General features: G+C 43.8%; 22 protein-coding genes. 12 read left to right on the forward strand and 10 right to left on the reverse strand.

The features are described from left to right. The 5 genes from WC615_RS14955 to WC615_RS14975 all read left to right on the forward strand — a co-directional run. A partial coding sequence (locus tag WC615_RS14955) for a VOC family protein (RefSeq protein WP_372978888.1) occupies positions 1-331 on the forward strand: 331 nt, incomplete at its 5' end. A gap of 24 nt (positions 332-355) precedes the next feature. Continuing rightward, positions 356-736, forward strand: a complete 381-nt coding sequence (locus WC615_RS14960) for a DoxX family protein (RefSeq protein WP_372978889.1) — start codon at positions 356-358, stop codon at positions 734-736. A 2-nt stretch (positions 737-738) separates the two neighbouring features. After that, positions 739-1,281 (forward strand): SRPBCC family protein, encoded by a 543-nt coding sequence (locus tag WC615_RS14965; RefSeq protein WP_372978890.1) that lies wholly within the window; start codon positions 739-741, stop codon positions 1,279-1,281. 23 nt (positions 1,282-1,304) lie between these two features. Further along, positions 1,305-1,688, forward strand: coding sequence for a DoxX family protein (locus WC615_RS14970; protein ID WP_372978891.1), 384 nt, complete (start codon positions 1,305-1,307; stop codon positions 1,686-1,688). 133 nt (positions 1,689-1,821) lie between these two features. Beyond that, positions 1,822-2,259 carry a hypothetical protein gene (locus WC615_RS14975; protein ID WP_372978892.1) on the forward strand — a complete coding sequence of 146 codons (438 nt, stop codon included), beginning with the start codon at positions 1,822-1,824 and terminating at the stop codon, positions 2,257-2,259. Positions 2,260-2,467: 208 nt separating this feature from the next. On the opposite strand, the gene WC615_RS14980 is transcribed toward WC615_RS14975, so the two are convergent. Next, on the reverse strand, positions 2,468-4,375 hold the full coding sequence (locus WC615_RS14980) for a beta-N-acetylhexosaminidase (RefSeq protein ID WP_372978893.1): 1,908 nt from the start codon (positions 4,373-4,375) through the stop codon (positions 2,468-2,470). Between the two features lie 226 nt (positions 4,376-4,601). Here WC615_RS14980 and WC615_RS14985 point away from each other — a divergent pair, with 226 nt between their 5' ends. Beyond that, the gene (locus tag WC615_RS14985) at positions 4,602-5,999 is read left to right on the forward strand and encodes a Gfo/Idh/MocA family protein (RefSeq protein WP_372978894.1); all 1,398 of its coding nucleotides are present in this window, start codon (positions 4,602-4,604) and stop codon (positions 5,997-5,999) included. A gap of 199 nt (positions 6,000-6,198) precedes the next feature. Here WC615_RS14985 and WC615_RS14990 read toward each other — a convergent pair whose 3' ends face one another. Beyond that, the gene (locus WC615_RS14990) at positions 6,199-7,185 is read right to left on the reverse strand and encodes a glycoside hydrolase family 43 protein (RefSeq protein WP_372978895.1); all 987 of its coding nucleotides are present in this window, start codon (positions 7,183-7,185) and stop codon (positions 6,199-6,201) included. Positions 7,186-7,197: 12 nt separating this feature from the next. Next, positions 7,198-7,941, reverse strand: coding sequence for a YdcF family protein (locus WC615_RS14995; RefSeq protein ID WP_372978896.1), 744 nt, complete (start codon positions 7,939-7,941; stop codon positions 7,198-7,200). 305 nt (positions 7,942-8,246) lie between these two features. Here WC615_RS14995 and WC615_RS15000 point away from each other — a divergent pair, with 305 nt between their 5' ends. Further along, positions 8,247-8,759, forward strand: coding sequence for a hypothetical protein (locus tag WC615_RS15000; RefSeq protein ID WP_372978897.1), 513 nt, complete (start codon positions 8,247-8,249; stop codon positions 8,757-8,759). Between the two features lie 118 nt (positions 8,760-8,877). Then, complete coding sequence (locus tag WC615_RS15005; RefSeq protein WP_372978898.1) at positions 8,878-9,555, forward strand: response regulator; 678 nt, start codon at positions 8,878-8,880, stop codon at positions 9,553-9,555. 36 nt (positions 9,556-9,591) lie between these two features. Here WC615_RS15005 and WC615_RS15010 read toward each other — a convergent pair whose 3' ends face one another. The 4 genes from WC615_RS15010 to WC615_RS15025 all read right to left on the reverse strand — a co-directional run bounded on the left by WC615_RS15010 (position 9,592) and on the right by WC615_RS15025 (position 13,808). Continuing rightward, positions 9,592-10,230 carry a gluconate 2-dehydrogenase subunit 3 family protein gene (locus WC615_RS15010; RefSeq protein WP_372978899.1) on the reverse strand — a complete coding sequence of 213 codons (639 nt, stop codon included), beginning with the start codon at positions 10,228-10,230 and terminating at the stop codon, positions 9,592-9,594. 4 nt (positions 10,231-10,234) lie between these two features. Then, complete coding sequence (locus WC615_RS15015; RefSeq protein WP_372978900.1) at positions 10,235-11,971, reverse strand: GMC oxidoreductase; 1,737 nt, start codon at positions 11,969-11,971, stop codon at positions 10,235-10,237. Between the two features lie 42 nt (positions 11,972-12,013). Then, positions 12,014-12,676, reverse strand: coding sequence for a DUF1080 domain-containing protein (locus WC615_RS15020; protein WP_372978901.1), 663 nt, complete (start codon positions 12,674-12,676; stop codon positions 12,014-12,016). A 133-nt stretch (positions 12,677-12,809) separates the two neighbouring features. Beyond that, entirely contained in the window at positions 12,810-13,808 is a 999-nt protein-coding gene (locus WC615_RS15025; RefSeq protein WP_372978902.1) for a hypothetical protein, read from the reverse strand. A 172-nt stretch (positions 13,809-13,980) separates the two neighbouring features. Here WC615_RS15025 and WC615_RS15030 point away from each other — a divergent pair, with 172 nt between their 5' ends. From WC615_RS15030 to WC615_RS15040, 3 genes are all read left to right on the forward strand, one after another. Then, on the forward strand, positions 13,981-15,228 hold the full coding sequence (locus WC615_RS15030; RefSeq protein WP_372978903.1) for a DEAD/DEAH box helicase: 1,248 nt from the start codon (positions 13,981-13,983) through the stop codon (positions 15,226-15,228). Between the two features lie 81 nt (positions 15,229-15,309). Continuing rightward, positions 15,310-16,194 (forward strand): TIM barrel protein, encoded by an 885-nt coding sequence (locus WC615_RS15035; RefSeq protein ID WP_372978904.1) that lies wholly within the window; start codon positions 15,310-15,312, stop codon positions 16,192-16,194. 194 nt (positions 16,195-16,388) lie between these two features. After that, positions 16,389-16,694 (forward strand): GIY-YIG nuclease family protein, encoded by a 306-nt coding sequence (locus WC615_RS15040; protein WP_372978905.1) that lies wholly within the window; start codon positions 16,389-16,391, stop codon positions 16,692-16,694. A 227-nt stretch (positions 16,695-16,921) separates the two neighbouring features. Here the strand turns inward: WC615_RS15040 and WC615_RS15045 are convergent, their stop codons facing one another. Continuing rightward, a complete protein-coding gene (locus WC615_RS15045; protein WP_372978906.1) occupies positions 16,922-17,497 on the reverse strand; it encodes a pentapeptide repeat-containing protein in 576 nt (191 codons plus the stop codon). A gap of 136 nt (positions 17,498-17,633) precedes the next feature. After that, on the reverse strand, positions 17,634-18,497 hold the full coding sequence (locus WC615_RS15050) for an alpha/beta fold hydrolase (protein WP_372978907.1): 864 nt from the start codon (positions 18,495-18,497) through the stop codon (positions 17,634-17,636). Between the two features lie 91 nt (positions 18,498-18,588). Between WC615_RS15050 and WC615_RS15055 the strand changes: the two genes are divergently transcribed. Further along, a complete protein-coding gene (locus WC615_RS15055; protein ID WP_372978908.1) occupies positions 18,589-19,749 on the forward strand; it encodes an alpha/beta hydrolase fold domain-containing protein in 1,161 nt (386 codons plus the stop codon). On the opposite strand, the gene WC615_RS15060 is transcribed toward WC615_RS15055, so the two are convergent. After that, positions 19,750-20,536: molybdopterin-dependent oxidoreductase (locus tag WC615_RS15060; RefSeq protein ID WP_372978909.1), on the reverse strand; the 787-nt coding region annotated here is incomplete at its 5' end.

Consider the following 20,536-nt stretch of genomic DNA (forward strand, 5'->3'; position numbering starts at 1 on the left):
CGGAGAGCTTAACCTGATGCCGGTAAAAGAATCTCCGATGAAGGAGATGTTCCCGGCGGAAGCGCAGCAAGGTATACTGCATGCCGACCTTACCGGAAGTGATTTTAATATATTGGCAACAGATATGCCCGATGATAATGTGGGGACTGAACTTGGGGCCGTATCATTAACTTTAACATGTGCTACTAAAGCCGAAGTACAGCAGAAGTTTGCTCAACTGGCGGAAGGCGGTAGGGTGGTACACCCCATCATGACCTTTTTCGCCGGTACCATGGGCAACGTAGTTGATAAATTTGGTATCCGCTGGGGCGTTTTTACAGACCAACAATAACAATTAACCTTAAACCCGAATATCATGAATACAAAAACTGTCAAGATCGTTTATTGGGGACTAACCATATTATTTGCTTTAGCCATGCTGGGCGATGCTTACGGCGGTATTAGTAAACAAGAAGCCGGGCAGGAAGTTATGCGCCACCTGGGATACCCTATTTATATAATGGTAATTACCGGGGTATTCAAATTATTTGGCGCTATTGCCATACTGCAAAACAAGTTTAAAATTATAAAAGAATGGGCTTTTGCAGGCTTTGCTATTAACTTTATAGGAGCATTTGCATCAAGGGCAGCCGTTGGCGATGGGGCAGGTTTGTTAATTATGCCGCTGGTAATACTTGTAATAATGTTTATCTTGTATTACTTCTGGAAGAAGTACCAAACCATTAAAACCACATAATAATGGATACCTTAACCACCATTTTAGGCATTATTGCAGGCATTGTTGTAGTCGTGCTGTTATTGGCCCTTATTGCTCCAAAAGAGTATGCGGTGCAACGAAGTATTATTATTAACAAACCCCGCCAGCAGATATTTGACTACATTAAGTTTTTGCGTAATATGGATTATTACAGCAAATGGGTAATGACCGACCCTAATAAGCGGATGACCTACACCGGTACTGATGGCACCGAGGGTTTTGCCGCTGCCTGGGATAGCGATATTAAACAAGCCGGCAAAGGGGAGCAAACCATCGAAAAAATTATTGATGGTGAGCGGATAGATATCCGTGTGGTTTTTATAAAACCGTTTTCAGGCGTGGCCGATACTTACATCGCAACGCAATCAGTAACCGAAAATACCACTACCGTAAAATGGGCTTTTGCCAGTAAAATGCCATTTCCGATGAATGCCATGCTGCTATTCATGAACATGGAAAAAATGCTGGGCACCGATATGGAAATAAGCCTGAATAACCTTAAACAGATACTGGAGAAAGAATAAACACACACTAAACTTTAAATATTATGAAGATTGCAATGATCATTGTTCGTACACTGATGGGACTAATGTTCCTGTTCGCATCAGTTGTAGTGCTTTTTAAAATCAACATGGGTAAAATGCCCGAAATGAGCGAAGCTAACAAAACCTTTATGGCAGGTATAACGGCATCCGGCTATTTAATGACCTTTATAAAGGTAACAGAACTGGTATGCGCTATATTATTTTTAATTGGGCGCTACGTAACCCTTGCTACTGTTGTGATATTCCCGATTGTAATAAATATTTTATTAACGCACATATTTGTAGCGCCTGATGGCGTACCTACGGCAGTTGCATTGTTAATTGGTAACCTGTTCCTGGCATATTATTACCGTAAAAACTACGTAACATTATTCGCTGCTAAATAAGCAGAAGAATTAATCGCAGAGGACATAAAGCATTTCGCAGAGGTCACGGAGATTTATTTCTCTGTGACCTTTGTGTTTTAAAGGCATGCCAATCCTCAGTGTACTCTGTGGTTAAAAATTAATAAATTAGCACATGCAAAAACTGGCTTTCGTAATACTGTTCCTATCGATAATTGGCATCGGCGATAAAAAACAGGCTCATCGTATTGATGAGAAGATCCCCGCAATGTTTAAAGGTAATTTTGTGGACGATTACGGCATCCGTTACACCGTTAACGACACCTTGTTTATGCAGTTGCCCCGCACCCAATACCATATCATTAAATGGAATGTTAAAGACCAGTACATCGTAGCCCGCAATGACGGCCAAAACCCCGGAGAGGGCGGCTTGTATACACGTATAGATTATATGCAGTTCAGCAATATGGAGCCCTGGAAATGGGGCTTCTGCCTTAGCGTATACGATGCTAAAACCGACCAGATAGCCGAAACCACCGCAAAAGCTGACAGGCAAAACCCAATGAAAGGCTGCAACGGTTTTCCGTTTTCGAGAATGAAAAGGAAGGAGTAGAGTGGGCGTATTTTTAACCACAGAGGGCAGAAAGACACACTAATAAATATTAGCCACAAAGGTACACAGAGAGAATGAGACAGGCTCTGTGTTCTCTGTGATTAAGAACATGCAAATCCTTTGTGTTCTCTGTGGTTAAAATAGCAAGCCAAATAAAAAGCCGCACCAAAATTGGCGCGGCTTTCTTATGTAAACTGCTAATAGCTTACTACTTTCCCATCCTGCGTTTTAACTCATCAATTGGCATGCTTATCATACGGCCAACCGGTTGTTTACCACGGTAGGTTATCACCTTTAATTGCGTAGCATCAATAGGGATGTTTAGCACACCTGTATATTTAGGATAAAAATTATCCGGGTACGAGTTATCAAAGCTGTAGTAAATATCCAAGCCCGGCACTTCGTTGGTTAGGGTTACATTTAAGGTGCTGTCGGCATTGCGGCCCGGTTTAAAATCAGGGTCGTAAGCGCTTGGGGCGTATTTGGTTTCGGCCTCGTTAAAACGGGCAAAATGTTTTTCAACTTTAGTGAAGAACGTATTAAAATTCTTTTTAGATGCCGGCGACCATACACTCTCTGCCAGCGCAAAGCCACGTGGCCAGGTCATATACTCAGCCTGGCGGATGTTGTACACCTGCTCTGTCCAAAGGTTGGCTTGCCCGCCTTTTATCATTTTGGCATCAACACCTTCGGGTACCGGGTCAAACTCATAGGTTTTGCTCAGGCGTAGGCTGGCATAAACATGCGGTTCCATTATGCGGTCGCTTTGCATATAATCCAGGTAAACAAAGGTAGTTGGGCTCATTACAACCTCGTGGCCAAGTTTGGCAGCTTCTATACCGCCTTTAACCCCGCGCCAGCTCATTAAAGCCGCGTTGGGGCCAATGCCGCCTTCCAGTATCTCATCCCAGCCCATAAACTTTTTACCTTTCGATTCTACTATCTTCTCCAAACGTTTCTCAAAATAGCTTTGTACCTCTTCCTGTGTTTTCAGGTTCTCTTTAGCCATCAGGGCTTTCACCTGGTCGCTTTGCTCCCAGAAATTTTTGGCACACTCATCGCCACCCATGTGGATGTACGGAAAAGGGAATAGCTCGGCTATTTCGCCAACTACCTTATCTAAAAAGGTATAGGTAAACTCGCCAGCAGGGTTTAGCGTATTATCCACCAGTGCCGGATGGCCGGGTTTCGACCAATCCATTATCTTTTCGCCCGAACGTACTACGTATTTATCGGCACCTGCCGTAGCCGATAATTCAGGATAGGCAACAACCGCTGCAAGGCTATGGCCGGGTACATCAACCTCGGGCATAATATTTACAAAACGCTGTTGAGCGTACTTAATCACTTCACGAATATCATCCTGGGTGTAATAGCCGCCATACGTGCGTGGCTCATTAGGTTTTGGTGGTATAAAATCTCCAAAGCTACCTTCGCGTTTAACATTATAAGCACCAACAGTAGTTAGTTTAGGGTAACTCTTTATTTCAATTCTCCAACCTTCATCATCTGTTAAGTGCCAATGGAAAAGGTTAAGCTTGTATTTAGCCATATTATCAATATAGCTCATCACTTCTTTTTTGGTGAAGAAATGGCGAGATACATCAAACATTAAACCCCTCCACTCAAAGCGCGGGTAATCGGTAATATCAACAATTGGCACTGCCCATTTTATATTTTTGGCAACTACTTTTCCTTCAATCTCTTTTGGCAGTAATTGCAATAAGGTTTGTACACCATAATACAGGCCGGCCTCTGTATTGGCCCGTATGGTTATGCCTTTTGCCTTGGCCGAAAGGTAATACCCCTCTTTGCCGATCACATTATCAGTAGTTTTATTAAGCACCAGTTTAAGAGCTGCTGTAGGGGCAGCCGCATTAACCCGGATGATTTTACCGGTAGCCGTAGAAAATTTGTTTTTGATAAGGTTAAGCACGGGTGTCATTCCCTCTTGCGAGCCTGCCTGTATGGTTAAAACAGCCGGTAATACAAATTGCCCGGTGTGTGTGGTTATTTGAACAGGTTCGGGGATAATGGCGATGCTTGTATTGGCTTGTTGCGCCAAAACAAAAGTGCCCATAAGGCAGGAACATACCAGTAAGGATAATTTTTTCATACACTATAATTGATGGTTTACAGATTGGGGTAATCATCTGCAATTTATAACTTTTTAAATAAAATTAAAAAGTTTTTTGTAGTTTTAAATACAGTAGTTAACTAACTGTATATTAATATATGTAAAGGCTTTTTCCTTTTAGTATTTTTATTAAATTGCCTTTTTTAAACCTTTAATTGCGCCTGCAATTAATTAACCAATTATTAAAGCTTAATTTATTCAACAAATGGCCACAGACCGTAGAAAGTTTTTGAAGCACCTGGGTACCTCAGTTTTACTGACATCCGCATCGCTTACCAGCTTAGCAGCTAAAGAAGAGAATGAAGTGAGGATATTACGGGCCGAAAAGCGCGTATCTCCTAACGACAAGATCCGGATAGCAACTATTGGTATGGGGATAATGGGTTATAATGATACCAATGCTGCGTTAACCGTGCCGGGAGTAGAGATGGTTGGTGCCTGCGACTTGTACAAAGGCCGCCTGGAACATGCCAAAGAGGTTTACGGAAAAAACCTGTTCACCACCATGGACTACCGCGAATTACTGGACCGTAAGGATATAGATGCTATTATAGTTGCTACCAGCGATAACTGGCATAGCCAGATAGCCATGGATGCCATGCGCAAGGGCAAAGCCGTTTACAGCGAAAAACCAATGGTACACAAAATAAGCCAGGGGTTGGAGGAGATAAGGGTGCAAAAAGAAACTAAGATGGTGTTTCAGGTGGGGAGCCAGCGGGTTAGCAGCATTGCTTACCGTAAAGCGAAAGAGATGTATGAATCAGGTGCTATTGGTAAGATCAATTCTATCGAAGCATCGTTTAATAGGCAGGACGCTTTGGGAGCATGGCAATATACCATCCCGACAGATGGGAATATACAAAATGTTGACTGGGCACGTTACCAGGCAAACGCAGATAAGAAAATGGATTTTGACCCGAAGCGTTTTTTTAGATGGAGAAACTACCGCGAATATGGTACCGGTGTTGCAGGCGATTTATTTGTGCATTTATTAACCGGCATCCACTTTATAACCGGGTCTAAAGGGCCTGAGAGTATTTATTCTATAGGCGACCTGGCTTACTGGAAGGATGGCCGTAATGTGCCCGATGTGATGAGTGCAGTTGTACGATATGGCGAAACCAAAGAGCACCCGGCGTTCCAGGTTACTTTAAGGGTTAACTTTATTAGCGGCGATGGCGATAAAACCACAACCAAGATTGTAGGATCGGAGGGGGTGATGGATATTGGCGGCGAGGGCGAAAGCTTTAGGATACAGCAGAACAAGCTGGCAGCCGCACCCGGCATTGGTGGCTGGGATTCATACTTTACCTATACCGAAGCTGAGCAAAAACTTTTAATGGACGATTACAACAAACGATATACCCAGGAGCAACGCACAAGGCCAAAGTTTGACCCCATAACTTATAGCGCACCCGATGGCTACAATGCATCTAACGATCACTTCGCCAACTTTATGGATTCGGTACGTACGGGTAAGCCAGTGGTGGAGGACGCTGTATTTGGTTTCCGGGCGGCAGCGCCGGCACTTGCCTGTAACGACAGTTACTTCCAGAATAAAATTATCCACTGGGATGCCGAGAATATGAAGATAGTGGGGTAGAGTCAGGATGTAAGAATCAAGAGACAAGATATAAATAGAGAAGGCGCTGAATTATCAGCGCCTTCTCTTGTTTCAAGCCTGTCAGTCTGAGCTTGTCGAAGACTTAAACGCGCGGCTAATGGTTCGACAAGCTCACCATGACATCGCTACTTCAGCTATTTCACTGCTGGCGCACGCGCGCCGCGTGTGTCTTAATTGGCTACTTTATCTTATTCGCCGTAACCCCTTCATTAGTAATTTTCACCGGATTGATCAACCCATCCTTATCAAAGGTCATTTTATCAATACAGGTAACACGGTGGTTGCCGTCGGTTTCAGTTAGGGGGCGGCGGTGGTAAACAATATACCACTCGTCTTTACCCGGTACTTTTATCACCGAATGGTGCCCGGCGCCGGTTGCTATAGCCGCATCCTGCTGTAATATGGTGCCAATTTTTTTAAACGGGCCGTTTATGCTATCGCCAATAGCATAAGCCACGCGGTAATCGGGGCCTGTCCAGCCGCCTTCGCTCCACATAAAGTAATATTTGCCCTTACGGATAAACATAACAGGCCCTTCTACATAACCTTCTGGGGTTATCTCTTTAAAGTTTTTTCCATCGGCGGCAGCTTCAATACCTGTAAAATCATTCTTTAGCTTCGCGATGTTGCAATGGCCCCATCCGCCATAGATAATATAGTATTGGCCGTCGGTATCTTTAAACACAAACTGGTCTATTGGCTGTGCACCGTTGTAAAACTTATCAATAAGCGGTTTGCCTAAATAATCTTTAAAAGGGCCTTCAGGTTTATCGGCTACTGCAATACCTATGCCTCCATAAGCCTTATCGCTTTGTATATCATTCGCACCGAAAAAGAAATAGTACTTATTATCTTTTTTAACAATAGCGGGTGCCCACATGGCGCGTTTGGCCCATTTTACGTTTGATGAATCCAGCACGTTGTCGTGCTTGGTCCAGTTTACTAGATCTGGGGAAGAAAATGCATCAAAATGCACTTGCTTATCATATTTATCCGAGTAGGTTGGATAAACCCAATATTCTTTACCAAATATAGTTGCCTCCGGGTCGGCGTACCAACCCGCTGCTATAGGGTTGCCAGATGTTGTTTTTTTAGGGCTTGTTTGAGCGTAAGCTACCTGTAATAACGAGGCAGGCAGTAATAGTAATAGCAGTGTTTTTTTCATAGTCATGTTGTATTAGCTTAGGCAAGCTACTATGTAGCCCACCATTTCTTTAATATAAATGTTCCATTGGCTTATGGCATCAACATCGGGCAAAAAATCTTTTAAATAAATATGCCTGATAGGTGCCATATTATTACTTGTATAAGGCACAACGTTAATACCGGCCTTTTTAAATATCAGCATTGCGCGCCGCATATGAAATGCCGATGTAACCATCAAATAGGGCGGTTGTAAATTAGCCTGTTTTAATAGTTGTTTAGCAAATATGGCATTTTCGGCCGTATTACGGGCTTTTCCATCTAAAAGGATCAGGCTATCGGCAAAGTTTTGTTTTTTTAACTCCGCTTTAACAAAACCAGCCTCACAAAACCCATCCGGGTAAATATCCGAACTGCCGCCGCTAAATAATAAGTGCGAGGCGGTATGGTTTGCCAGTAATTTAGTGGCCTGCGTGTAGCGATCGGCCGCCCAGTTAAAATAACCCTGGCCACTTTCGTCCTCGGAAACAAACCCGCCTAAAAGCACAACACAGCTGTAGGTTTTTGCTGATGGCTGATAGGGCGCCACATCCCAGATCCGGGCCATTGTATCGGCCGTAAACCGGTTCGAGAAAAAGTAGAGTAGAGTTATAGCTGTTATTAAAAGCGCCTGCTTGCGTTTTTGCCTTTTTGTAAAAGCCGCGTAAACCAACAGGCCGAACGCCCAGGTAAGCGGAAAGATAAATACAACAAGCACTTTAGAAAGTATAAAAAACATCAGCCTTAAATAGAGCCGCAAATTAATTGATTTTTATGAACGGGGCACACCTTATGTTTTATTAAGTAAAGATTTAATGTTTTGTAAAGGATGTTAGCTTACGGAGATATATAAATAAGTATTAAATAATTATACGGGGCTGGAAAGTGTGAGCAATTTAGGAGCAGATTGTTATGTAGTGGTGTTCATCCCTGTATAATTACGTAACAATATACCGCAAATGCGGTATTGCTAACCCCGCTATATTGCTGTTGCTTAGTATTATTAAAAGCCTAACAAATAATAAATACTTAAATCTTAAAACAATGAAAAAAATCTTTACTATCGCAATCATCATCCTGGCCGGTTTTGCTACAAGATCGTACGCACAGGGTTTCAAGCTTGGTTTGGGTGTTGAAGGTGCCCTGCCTGTAGGCGCATTAAAATCTGCCTATAACGTTGGCGCCGGTTTAACAATACGTGCAGCTTTTGGTATTGACGATGCAAGCGCTGTTACTTTAACATCGGGCGCTATTGCTTTTTTACCCAAAGATCTTTCTACCCTGGGTATAGATACCAAAGCACAGTTAAATATACCCGTTAAGGCTGGTTATAAATACAAATTTGGTGGTAACTTTTACGGCATTGCCGAAGCCGGTGCAACAATTGTAAGGTCATACTACAGTGATTCTAACGGCGACTTGCAGTCTGTTGGCAGCACACACTTTACTTACGCACCGGGTGTTGGTGTAGAACTGGGGGGATTTGATGCCAGCATCAGGTACGAGGGTTACCAGGGCGCGGGCTTTATGGGCCTACGCGTTGGCTTTAACTTCTAAAAAACTATAAAAACAAATATTAATACCCTAAAATCAACAATAATAAAGGCTGTCCATATAATTTGGATGGCTTTATTAATTTAATATCGTTATTTTTAAGGAGATAACTTTGATTACTATGAGCCATATACCGGTTGCTATTGTTGATGATAAACGATTGCTTCGCGAAGCGTTGGTTAACAATATCTCCTATTATAAAGAGATAAACATAGTGCTGCAGGCTGGTGATGGGGCCGATTTTATAGAGCAACTAAAGCCACTGGCTGTAGAAAAGCGCCCGCAAGTGGTTTTGATGGATATTGAGATGCCTGTAATGGATGGCATTGAAGCCGTTGCAATAGTTAAAAGTTTATACCCCGATATGCATTTTTTAATGCTTACTGTTTTTGATGATGATGATAAGCTTTTTGAGGCCATAAAAGCCGGTGCGAGCGGGTATTTACTGAAAGATGAAAAAGTATCTAATATTGTTAAAGCCATTGCCGAGATAGTACATGAGGGCGGCGTACCTATGTCGCCACGCATTGCACGTAAAGCATTGGCCTTGTTAAGGAACACGCCTAATGTAACCGAGCCGGTTAAGCCCATTGAAGAAGATGAGCACCTGCTATCAACCCGCGAAATGGAGATCCTGAACCGTATTGTTGATGGCCTGAACTACCAGGAAATAGGCGAGCGCCTGTTTATAAGCCCGCACACCGTGCGAAAGCACATTGCCAATATTTACGATAAACTACATGTGTGCAATAAAGCATCGGCGATAAAAGTAGCTACCAGTAAAAAATGGTTCAACTAAATAAAAAGGGTTGCTTTATCAAAGCAACCCTTTCTTTTATATCGTTACGTTTTCCATACCGTATTGCTTTAATACGTCGGCTGGTACACCTGTCCATTTGTTGGGGGCGTTGCCTGCATAGCCAATATCTTTGGTGCCCATTTCGCTGCTCCAAAAGCCAGAGGCTGTCAAATCGCGCATGCGGTTAAAAAAGGCTACACCCTGTGCCATTTCTGGTTTGGCTTTACTTGGGTAAGCTATCTGATCAAGCAGTTCGGTTTGCTGTTTGCTGCTGCATTTAATAAACGGATTTCCATAAGTATTCAGGCAGTGCATATCCAGCCATTTAAGGCCGCCGCGCATAGGTAATTTGTGGCTTGGGATATCTTTTACAATAAACTCAATAAAGGCGGGTACACCTGCATCAGATGCACTGCCCGAGTGGGCATCTTTAGGGATAATAATATCGGCCAGTATGGTAATAGTAGCCATTTCGTGCTCATCAAAATACTTTTCGGCCTTGATCTTATTTTCACGTTCTACTTCTTCGGGCATACGGCCCGGCACTGCTGCTGCTTTTCCGGCGGCGGTGGTTTCCGGGGCTGCTTTTTCGCCTGGCTTACAACCAACGCCTATTAAAAGCCCGGTTGTTAAAGTTCCTAAACCTATTGCTTTAAGGGATTCGCGTCTGTTCATGGCCTTATACGTTAAGTTTTTTACGTTGTGATAAAATATATTCTGCGGTACGCATACTTAATGCAAGTATGGTCCAGGTAGCGTTTTTATCGCCTTGTTGCACAAATGGTGCGGCATCAACCACAAAAAGGTTGTTACAATCATGCGCCTGGCAATATTTATTCAATGCCGATTTTTTTGGATCGTCGCCCATACGCACGGTACCCACCTCGTGGATGATCTTGCCCGGTGCTTCTAAGCCATAATTGGTATCCTTGCCTTGCATCTCGCCGTAAATAGCGCCCATGTTATGCAATATCTCCTGGAAGGTCTCCTGCATGTGTTTGGCCTGGTTTATCTCGTCGTTGGTCCATTTGTAGTGGAAACGCAATACCGGGATACCATATTTGTCAACCACACCGTTAGGGTCAATTTCGCAATAGTTATCGGCACGGGCAATGGCAGTACCACGGCCGGCCATGCCAACCTGTGTGCCATAAAACCTGCGGTAATCATCTTTTAGTGAAGCGCCGTAGCCGCCGCCGTCTTTCTTTTTACCATCGCGGCCCGGTACGGCGCCGTTCATATCCTGTATACCGCCACCAAAACCGTATGATGGCATGTGCATACCGCCACCATATTCGATGTGATACCCACGCGGGAAGTTTAGTTTTTTATTATCAAGCCACCATGGCGAGTAGATGTGCACACTGCCCACACCATCTTCATTATAACGCTTACGGTCCATCAGTTGCGGAAGGAAACCGCCCGCGCCCGAGCCGGTACTATCATGCAGGTATTTACCAACTACGCCGCTGCTGTTGGCCAAACCACCCGGGTGTGCTGCCGATTTTGAGTTGAGCAGCAAACGGGCGCTTTCGCCGGCGCTGGCACCAAGTATCACTACTTTTGCGTTTACCTGATACTCCTGTAAATCGTCTTTATTTACGTATGATACGCCGGTTGCCTGGCCTTCTTTATTGGTAAGCACTTCGCGCACCATGGCGTTGGTTATTACTTTTAGGTTACCGGTTTTTATAGCCGGGATAACCAGGCATGATGATGCCGAAAAATCGCCATACACTTTACATGCCCTGCCGCATTGCCCGCAAAAAAAGCAAGCGCCACGGTCTTTATTATTGGGCAAAGCCTCGGTTAATACCGAACCACGGCCGGTAATAACTTTTACACCCGCTTTGCTTGCGCCTTGTTTAATAAAAAGCTCATTTAAACGTGGTTTTGGCGGCGGCAGGAAAATGCCATCGGGTTCGCTTTCAATATTTTCAACTGTTCCATAGATGCCTATCATTCGGTCAACCTTATCATAAAAAGGTTTCAGGTCTGAATAGGAGATTGGCCACGGATCGGTAAGGCCGTCTTTTGGTTTAAAATCTTCGGGCCCCATACGCAGGGAGATACGCCCCCAGTGATTGGTACGGCCGCCCAGCATACGCGAGCGGAACCATGCAAACTCGGTGCCGTCTTTTTGGGTGTAAGGTTCGCCCTCCAGTTCCCAGCCGCCGTAGGCAGCATCAAAATCACCAAACGGGCGGGTTGTGCCGGCACCACGACGGGCCGATTCCCACGCCCATTTTAACTGGTGCGAATCTGTTTTCGGGTCGAAATAAGCGCCAGCTTCAAGCATCAGCACTTTAAGGCCTGCATTGGCCAGTACGTAACCGGCCATACCGCCGCCTGCGCCGGAACCAACTACAATTGCGTCGTAAACGGTGCCGGACTTTTTGATCTGAATATCTTCCATTTATATGTCGAACTATAAAGAATTAGGTTGTTCTCAGGTAAACTACAGTTGTTTAAGTTTGATGTTTTTGTATGCTACAACAGCACCATGCGATTGCAGGGCGATGCGGCCTTTTGGATAGGCTGCAAAATCTTTCCAGGTTTTAAATTTACTGTTGTTCAGCATTTCGGTCCACTCGGGGCTGCCAATTTGTACGTCAACAGTTTCTTTGCCGTTAAGCCAAAAAGTTAGGTGGCCTTTATCCTTGCGGATCCTGGCAGTGTTCCACTGGCCTGCAGGTTTCGCCGCATCAGCAGGAGCCGCTTTTAAATCATATAATGAACCGGCCAGGTGGCTTGGTTTTTTGTTATCTTCTGCCTTTACGTTATCCAATACCTGCATCTCGATACCCGAAAGATAGGTTGCGCCTAATGAAGGGTCTTCATGCACGCCAAAAATTATCCCGCTGTTACCGCCCTCGGCAATTTTCCAGTCTACAGAAAGGTCATAATTCTCGTACTCGCCATCGGTTACCAGGTCGGCTGAATTTGGTGCTTTAGGGTCAAACTGTAAGGCTCCGTCAACAACGCTCCATGGGCCGGCGTCTTTTTGCAAATAAGCATGCCAGCCGGTAGTGGTTTTGCCATCAAATAATTTTATGGTTTGTGCCATTGATGAATACTGTAACGCTGCAACAGCCAGCGCGCTTAAAATTAGTTTTTTCATTTGGTTATCAGATTTAGCAGCGCAGGGGCAACGCTCCTTGTTTTATTACAAAGGCTAAAAGTAGTATTTATTTTAATTGATGCTATAGTAACGCAATATATCAATCAAAATTTTTACCGATATGAAGAGAATGTTAATTCTTATGGAATAAAAAGTTTAAGCCCGATGCGATACCAAACTGTACATACGCGTAGCTATCCTCAAAGTAAATGTTGTAATCATCCTGCCCACGGTAACCACCCCCTACAATAAACGAAACGTTTTGCATAAAAGGGAACTGGTAATAATACTTCAGGCTTACATTAAGGCGTTTTTTTAGGTTAAAGGCATTATAACCATCGTATTTATCGGCAATGTAGGTGAAATCGAACTGGATGCGCTGCCAGTTTTTAAAAGATGATTTATTGGGGTCGATATCATCCTGATACTTTTTGGCAATGTTATAGATATAACCACCATTTACACGTACAAAACCGTAATGGCCGGGCAGGCCTAAAGCGGCATCTTTGCCAAATAAGCCCCGGTGTAGCTCAATGCCAATGGTGCTGTAATGGTTATCAATGGTGTTGGTTTTGTCTACCCGTTTGCCAATAGTATAGTTAAGCGAATAAAAATCGGTGCTGAACTTTCCGCTGTCGCGGTTAAAAGAGCCATCAGGCAGCAGGGTTGACCCGCGGATGCCGTTAGAATGGTGGGTGTAGCTCAATTGCAGAAACTGAGGTTTGTAGGCATCGCTGTTTAGCCGGTAGTATAAGTTACCACTTGGCATGTAACTCGGTGATTTTACGGGTTCGCCATATTGTGCTAACAGGCGTACTTTTATCCTTGCCGATACATCAAAAAAGAAACGCGATTTTGGGGTATTGAACAATACAAAGTGTGCGTTAATATCGCCCACCAATTTTGTTTTAACCGGCTGAAAAAGCTCTTGGCCAAAAAAAGAGGGCTTTAGGTTTTGTACATAAATGTTGTTAAAATCGCGGTTAATAATGCGCGTAGCAACTTTGCCCGTATCGGCAGCATGATTTGCAGCTGTATCAATTATTGAGGCGTAACTGGCCCCGCGGGATAAAATGAGCAGAAGTATGGTTATAAAACGGATTTGAGCGGCGGTGGTAAGATGTTTAAACATATGAACTAACGAATACTTATAAATGATTCGGCAAGAAAATAGTTTTCTTTAAACAGTAATTTTACTGTCCTTTTTGCAGTGTCAAAATTATGAGATACTTCATCATAATAAAGTAAACAATCGTATAACCCGCAAAAATGCCTAACTTGCATCCTTACATTTAATAAGATAAGTGACTTTTCAGGATTTTAATTTCAACGAACAACTTTTAGAAGGCGTTTTAAGCATGGGGTACACCACTCCAACTCCCATACAGGAAATGACCATACCGGTTATTATGAATGGCGACGACCTTATAGCCTGCGCGCAAACAGGCACCGGCAAAACAGCATCATACCTGCTACCGGTTTTAAACCATATAGCCAATACACATAACCATCATACTACAGCATTGGTGCTTGCCCCAACGCGCGAGCTTGCCCAGCAGATAGACCAGCAGGTAGAAGGCCTTGCCTATTTTACCGGCATCAGCTCGCAGGCAGTATTTGGTGGCGGCGACGGGATGGCTTACGAACAGCAACGCCGTGGTATACAAAACAATGTAAACATTATAATAGCCACCCCGGGCAGGCTTATAGCCCACCTTACATCGGGTGTGCTAAAATTTAATGATATTACCCATTTGGTATTGGACGAGGCCGACCGCATGCTGGATATGGGTTTCTCTGACGATATTATGCGCATTATTGGTTATCTGCCCAAAAAACGCCAAACACTGCTATTCTCGGCTACTATGCCGGGCAGGATCCGTACGCTGGCTAAGGCTATTTTAAACAACCCGCAACAGGTTAATATCGCCATATCGCAACCGGCGGCCGGTATAGATCAGCAGATCTACAAACTGCACGATGGGCAAAAAACGCCATTATTAAAAATGCTTTTGAAAGATGGCGGTTACCTAAGCTCAATCATTTTTGCATCCCGTAAGGAAATTGTAAAATCGCTTTATAAAGAATTAAAGTCGGCACATATCAGCGTGGCCGCTTTTCACTCAGACTTGCAACAGACTGAGCGTGAAGAGATCCTACTACGTTTTAAAAACAAGCAGTTACCTGTTATTATTGGTACCGATGCCTTGTCGCGCGGGATCGATGTAGAGGGAATTGACCTGGTTGTTAATTACGATGTACCCGGCGACCCCGAAGATTATGTACACCGTATTGGCCGTACCGCGCGTGCTGCTACTAAAGGCACAGCTATAACTTTTGTGAACAACCGCGACCTGAAACGTTTAAAAAGTATTGAGGACCTCATAGAGAAACCTATTGCCCAAAAAGAACTTCCCGAAGAGTTGAAAGGCATTGAGGCACCACCGAAAGATGAGCGGCCGCATAGCACCGGCCATGCACAACGCAGGGATGGAAAACGCAACCCAAAACGTTTTGGTAATAATAAACCATCGCGCCCGGCTTCAAATTAAACCTTGTAATAATTATCGGGTCTATTTGTTTTGTATAGTCAATGTGTTACATTTACACAAACCAATTAAAATAACCAGATAATGACATCAAGACGATCGTTCCTGAAAAGCAGCGCAATGCTATCGGCCGGCCTGTTAATGGCTCCTGAATTATTTGCAGCACATAAAAAAAGATATGTAGGCGTACAGCTTTATACCGTACGCGATGCGATGGCTAAAGACCCGGTTGCTACCTTGGCTAAAGTTGCCAAGGTGGGCTTTAACTCGGTTGAAGGCGCTACTTATACCGGCACCCAAAAATTCTATGGAATGGCACCTGCCGAGTTTAAAAAGGTTTTAAGCGACAATGGCCTTATTATGCCAAGCGGCCACTTTATGCTGGGCGAAGGCATGCCGGGTACCAAAGGTACCATCACTAACGATTGGCAAAAAGCCGTTGATGATGCTGCCGCTGTAGGCCTTAAATACATGGTTTGCGCTTACCTGCTGGATAGCGAACGCGGAAGCCTTGATCATTATAAAGAAACTGCTGATAAGCTGAACAAAGGCGGCGAGATTGCAAAAAAAGCAGGTATACAACTTTGTTACCATAACCACGATTTTGAATTTGCATCGCAGGATGGCAAGTACCCATATGATGTATTGCTGAACAGTACAGATGCCGACCTGGTGAAAATGGAAATGGATATTTACTGGATGTACAGAGCCAAGCAAGACCCTATCGCGATGTTTAAAAAACACCCGGGCCGTTTCCCGCTATGGCACGTAAAGGATATGGATAACACCCCAAAACAAATGTTTACCGAAGTTGGTAACGGTGTTATTCCGTTCAAAAAGATCTTCGCCCACGCAAAAGAATCAGGCTTAAAGTACTTCTTTAACGAGCAGGATATTTGCCCCGGCGATCCGTTTGTGAGCATCACAAAAAGCTACAATTATATAAAAGCGAATAACTTTCACGTGTAGTTTTTAGAGAATCAAGACATTTAGAGTCAAGAATCAAGAGATAAGGAAGCCCGGTTGCATTAGCAATCGGGCTTCCTTGTTTACCCACGCTCTCACCACCATGTCATTTCGAACGAGCCTGGGGTGGGGAAAAGCGTGGGGGGGTGAGGAGAAATCTTTTACACTTTGCATCCGAACTATTTGTAATTTTAGGTATGTGGAATCACAATTACTACATATACATAACCACCAATTACGACAAATCAATACTGTACATTGGTGTTACCAATGATTTAAGCAGAAGATTATACGAACACAAAGAGAATAAAGGCACCGGCAAATCTTTCACAGGGAGATATTATTGCTACTACTTGGTTTATTATGAGCATTTTACAAATATTGAGCATGCCATTGACCGGGAGAAAGAGATCAAGAAATGGCGAAGGGAAAAGAAGGATGCTTTAATTAAATCTATAAATCCTGATTGGCGGTTTTTGAATGATGAGATGAACCAGGAGTGATTTTGCATGTATGGCGTTAATCCAGACAGTGTGGATGCAAAGTATAAAAGATTTCTCGTCGCTGCGCTTCCCTCGAAATGACAAGGTAGAAAAGAGTTTTCGCTATTGTTACCAACAAGCTTTTAATCATGTATTAAACAATTAAGTACGGTGTACACTTTGCATGTGTAAAAGATTTCTCCTCGTACCTCGTTCGAAATGACATGGTGGAGATTGGTGTATGCTTGCTACACCACTTTTATTCCATACTTAGTCAACAATCCCTCCAGACCGGTCATGGCAAACACCGCTTTTTTAAGGGTATTCAGTTCCGGGTCGAGGATATAATTATAGGCGGTGGTAAAATTTACGGAGGTCAGGTCAGTGCGGTTAAATACGGTTTCCAGCAGGTCGCACTCATCAAAAACAGAGCCTGTTAAATTGGTTTGAGTAAAGCTCACCTCTTTAAGGGATGATCTTTTGAATTTTGTTTTCACCATCTTTTTCCCGGCAAAGGAGGCGTAATCCAATATGCACCCATCAAAGCCAACTCCGAATAAAAAGTCTTCGCATTTGCTGAAGTTTACAGCCAGTATCTTGCAGTTTTTAAACAGTAGATCGTTCATGGTTGATGCCTCAAAGTTTACCATGGATAGGTTACACTCCTCGAAAACGCACTCCAAAAACTTGTTACGAGTAAACGTACTGTTACTGAAATCGCAGTTGCGAAACGTGCAGCTTTGAAACTCTTTATGGCGGGTAATGCTATCCGTTAGTACTAATTTTTCGAAGGTTTTATCGTCGTAGTTGGGCTGGTCAAACATAGGGGTAAAGTTAAGGAAAACCACGCGTCATTGCGAGCGTAGCGTGGCAATCTTCGACATGCTTGTCGCAGACTTTTCTATCGAAGATTGCCACGTCGCTATCGCTTCTCGCAATGACGGTTTGGTAATTAGTTGCCTACAAAACCTCATTCACCCGCTCCACAACATCCGCAATCAACTCTGCCGATTTGATGATGCGTTCGTGCCCGGCACCGCTATAGTTTTTTGTTTTGATGGATGGATGCGCTTTCAAAAAATCCTGTAAATAGGCATCGGGCAGCATTGCATCCAGGTCATCGTAGGCCAGCCAATGGTTAAGTGCATCATCAAAAGTATAAAGCTTTTGCATGGCATATTCTGAAGGGTAAATGCCATAGCGGGATTTAAAATCGTCAAGAAAAGCTTGCTGAGCGTCGGCAGGTACGCCGACGGCTGTCATGCTTCTTATAAAATTCTCCTGTAATAAAATAAATGGTGCAATGCTAACCAGCAGTTTCGGGGTAATGTGAAGTTCTGTTAATGTTGAAACATTGGCCATGGTGCCAAAGGAATGCCCTATGGTAATATCCGGCTCGCCTGTGGCGGCTATCACCGCTTTAACCGCATTTGCAAAAAGCAACAGGTTGGATAGATCACCATCAGAACTGCCGTTAGCGGGTGCATCAAAAGCAACGATCTGCAAATCTTTATTTTCCCGTAACGCATTGATGAGTCCGTCAAAATCAGCAGCCTTTGATCCCCAGCCATGGCTGAGTAAAACCCTATGTTTACCATTACCCCATTTAAAGCCGTTTATATTAAGTTGCTGGTTCGTAAAATAAGGGTCATTGACTGTAACTGTAAATTTTTCCGCCTCGCTGAATAGTTGTTCCTGGTGCAGGCGCAAAGGTATTTTTGGTGGATAACAGATCAGTTGCCAAAGCATCTTGTTCAGCTCATAGGGATTGTTTTCGGCTATCAGGGTTTTAACCTGTTCTATAATTTGCTTTAGTTTTTTCATTGGGCGATAACCAAAGCTATCAATTATTTTAGAGCGTGTAGTGTTAAATATATATGTTTACATTAAATCAAAAAACACCCATTCATCGTATATGAAGCATGTACCAAAAACAAAAAGCATGATAGTGCTGATATTGCTCGTTGTGCTGTTGCTTGCTTCTTTACTCACGCTATTCAAAGCGCCAACGTATCATTTGTGGCTGTTGGCTATAGCGGTATGTGAGTTCCCGCTGATATTTATCGGCATTACCGGTGTGTTGCTTATCGCATTGGTTTGGGTAGAAAAGTATCAGATTACATCTACTATAATAGGTATATTGGCTTTGCTGCTTTTTGCATCACCTATCATCCGGGCTTACATCGTTTCATCAACCTTAAAACAGGGCATTGTTGCCGCATTTGGGCCGGGCAGCACTATTATAAACGGCGATAATAACCAGCCGCCTTTTAGTTTTTTCAAACTCTTTAAAGCATCTGGAGTAAAAGCAACTGATTATAAAACCTTAACCTACGGCCATGATGCCGAGCAAACGCTTGATTTTTACCCCGCACGTTTTGCAGGTAAAAAGCCTTGCATTATTGTAGTACATGGCGGCTCATGGAGCAGTGGTGACAGCAAACAACTGCCCGAACTGAATAGCTACCTGGCAGGAGAGGGTTATAATGTTGCATCGATCAATTATCACCTGGCGCCTAAATACCAGTCGCCGGTGGCGGTGGGGGATGTGGATGAGGTTTTTAATTATTTGCGCCATAATGCCGAAAAACTAAACATCGATACCGCCAACTTTGTGCTTTTAGGGCGCTCTGCAGGGGCACAAATTGCGCTTTTATCCGCCTATATACGGCCTCAGAACGGCCTGAAAGGGGTTGTAGATTTTTACGGCCCGGCCGATATGGTTTGGGGGTATTCAATGCCTGCAAGCAAACTGGTGATGGATTCGCGGGCGGTGATGGAGCGGTACCTGGGTGGCACATATAAAGCCGTTGCCCATAAATACTTTGCCAGTTCGCCCATTGAATTTGTGAGCAGGCAAACCGTACCCACGCTTATCATCCATGGCGATAACGATGTGCTGGTATCGCCCATCCACAGCCAAAAACTTGATAAGAAATTACAGAAGAACGGCATCAAATATTTTTACCTCGACCTGCCCTGGGCAACACATGGGTTTGATTACAACCTTACCGGCCCTGGCGGGCAGCTATCAACGTATGTAGTAGAGCGCTTTATCAATACCATTTGTAAATAGTTACAGGCCTGAGTAATAATCGTAGCCTTTCTCGGCCCAATAGTCGGGTGGGCGCTGATTGCTGAAAGCAATACTACCAATACACTTTAGGTTTTTAATGCCATATTTTACCGGAATTATGAGGCGCAGCGGCTCGCCGTGTTGCGGTATCAGTGGCTTGTCGTTCATTTCATAAGCCAGCAGCGTTTGGGGGTGCATGGCACTGGGCGTATCAAGGCCAACGTAATACTTTTTATCGGGGGTAACCAAACCCACATAATCCAGTTTGGCCTGGTCATCCAGTTTAAAGTGATGGATGAAATCGCTGAACTTTACGCCACCCCAGTGCGAGATCTGATCCCATCCCTCCACACATTTAAAATCAAAAACGATCTCGGTTTTAGGTAAGGCCTTAAGTTCATCCAAAGTAATATTCAATACCTCGCCCGATTGTTTTTTTACCTGTAGTCTCCAACTTTCTATATCGGGTTCTGTTTGCAACCCTATACCGCTGTTATATCGCACCACTTTTACCGCGCGCTCTTTTGGGTAAGTTTTTACAAGGTTATTATTACTAAAAAAGTTACGGAAGAACAGTTCGGTTTTGTTAAGCGCCCTGCGTAAAGGAGCCTTTGCCCCGGCGGTAACCGTACGTATTTCTTTAGGCGAGTTTTTAAGCCAGCTCCAGCCGCCATAGGCCGCGCCGGATAGCACGGCAAACGTACCGAACGAAATAAACGTGCGCCGGTTTATTTTCTGCTCAATGGTTAACGGTTTCTTAACCTTTTTCGGTTTGGGGCTATTTTTC

It is taken from the genome of Mucilaginibacter sp., from assembly GCF_041663085.1.
Taxonomy (GTDB): domain Bacteria; phylum Bacteroidota; class Bacteroidia; order Sphingobacteriales; family Sphingobacteriaceae; genus Mucilaginibacter.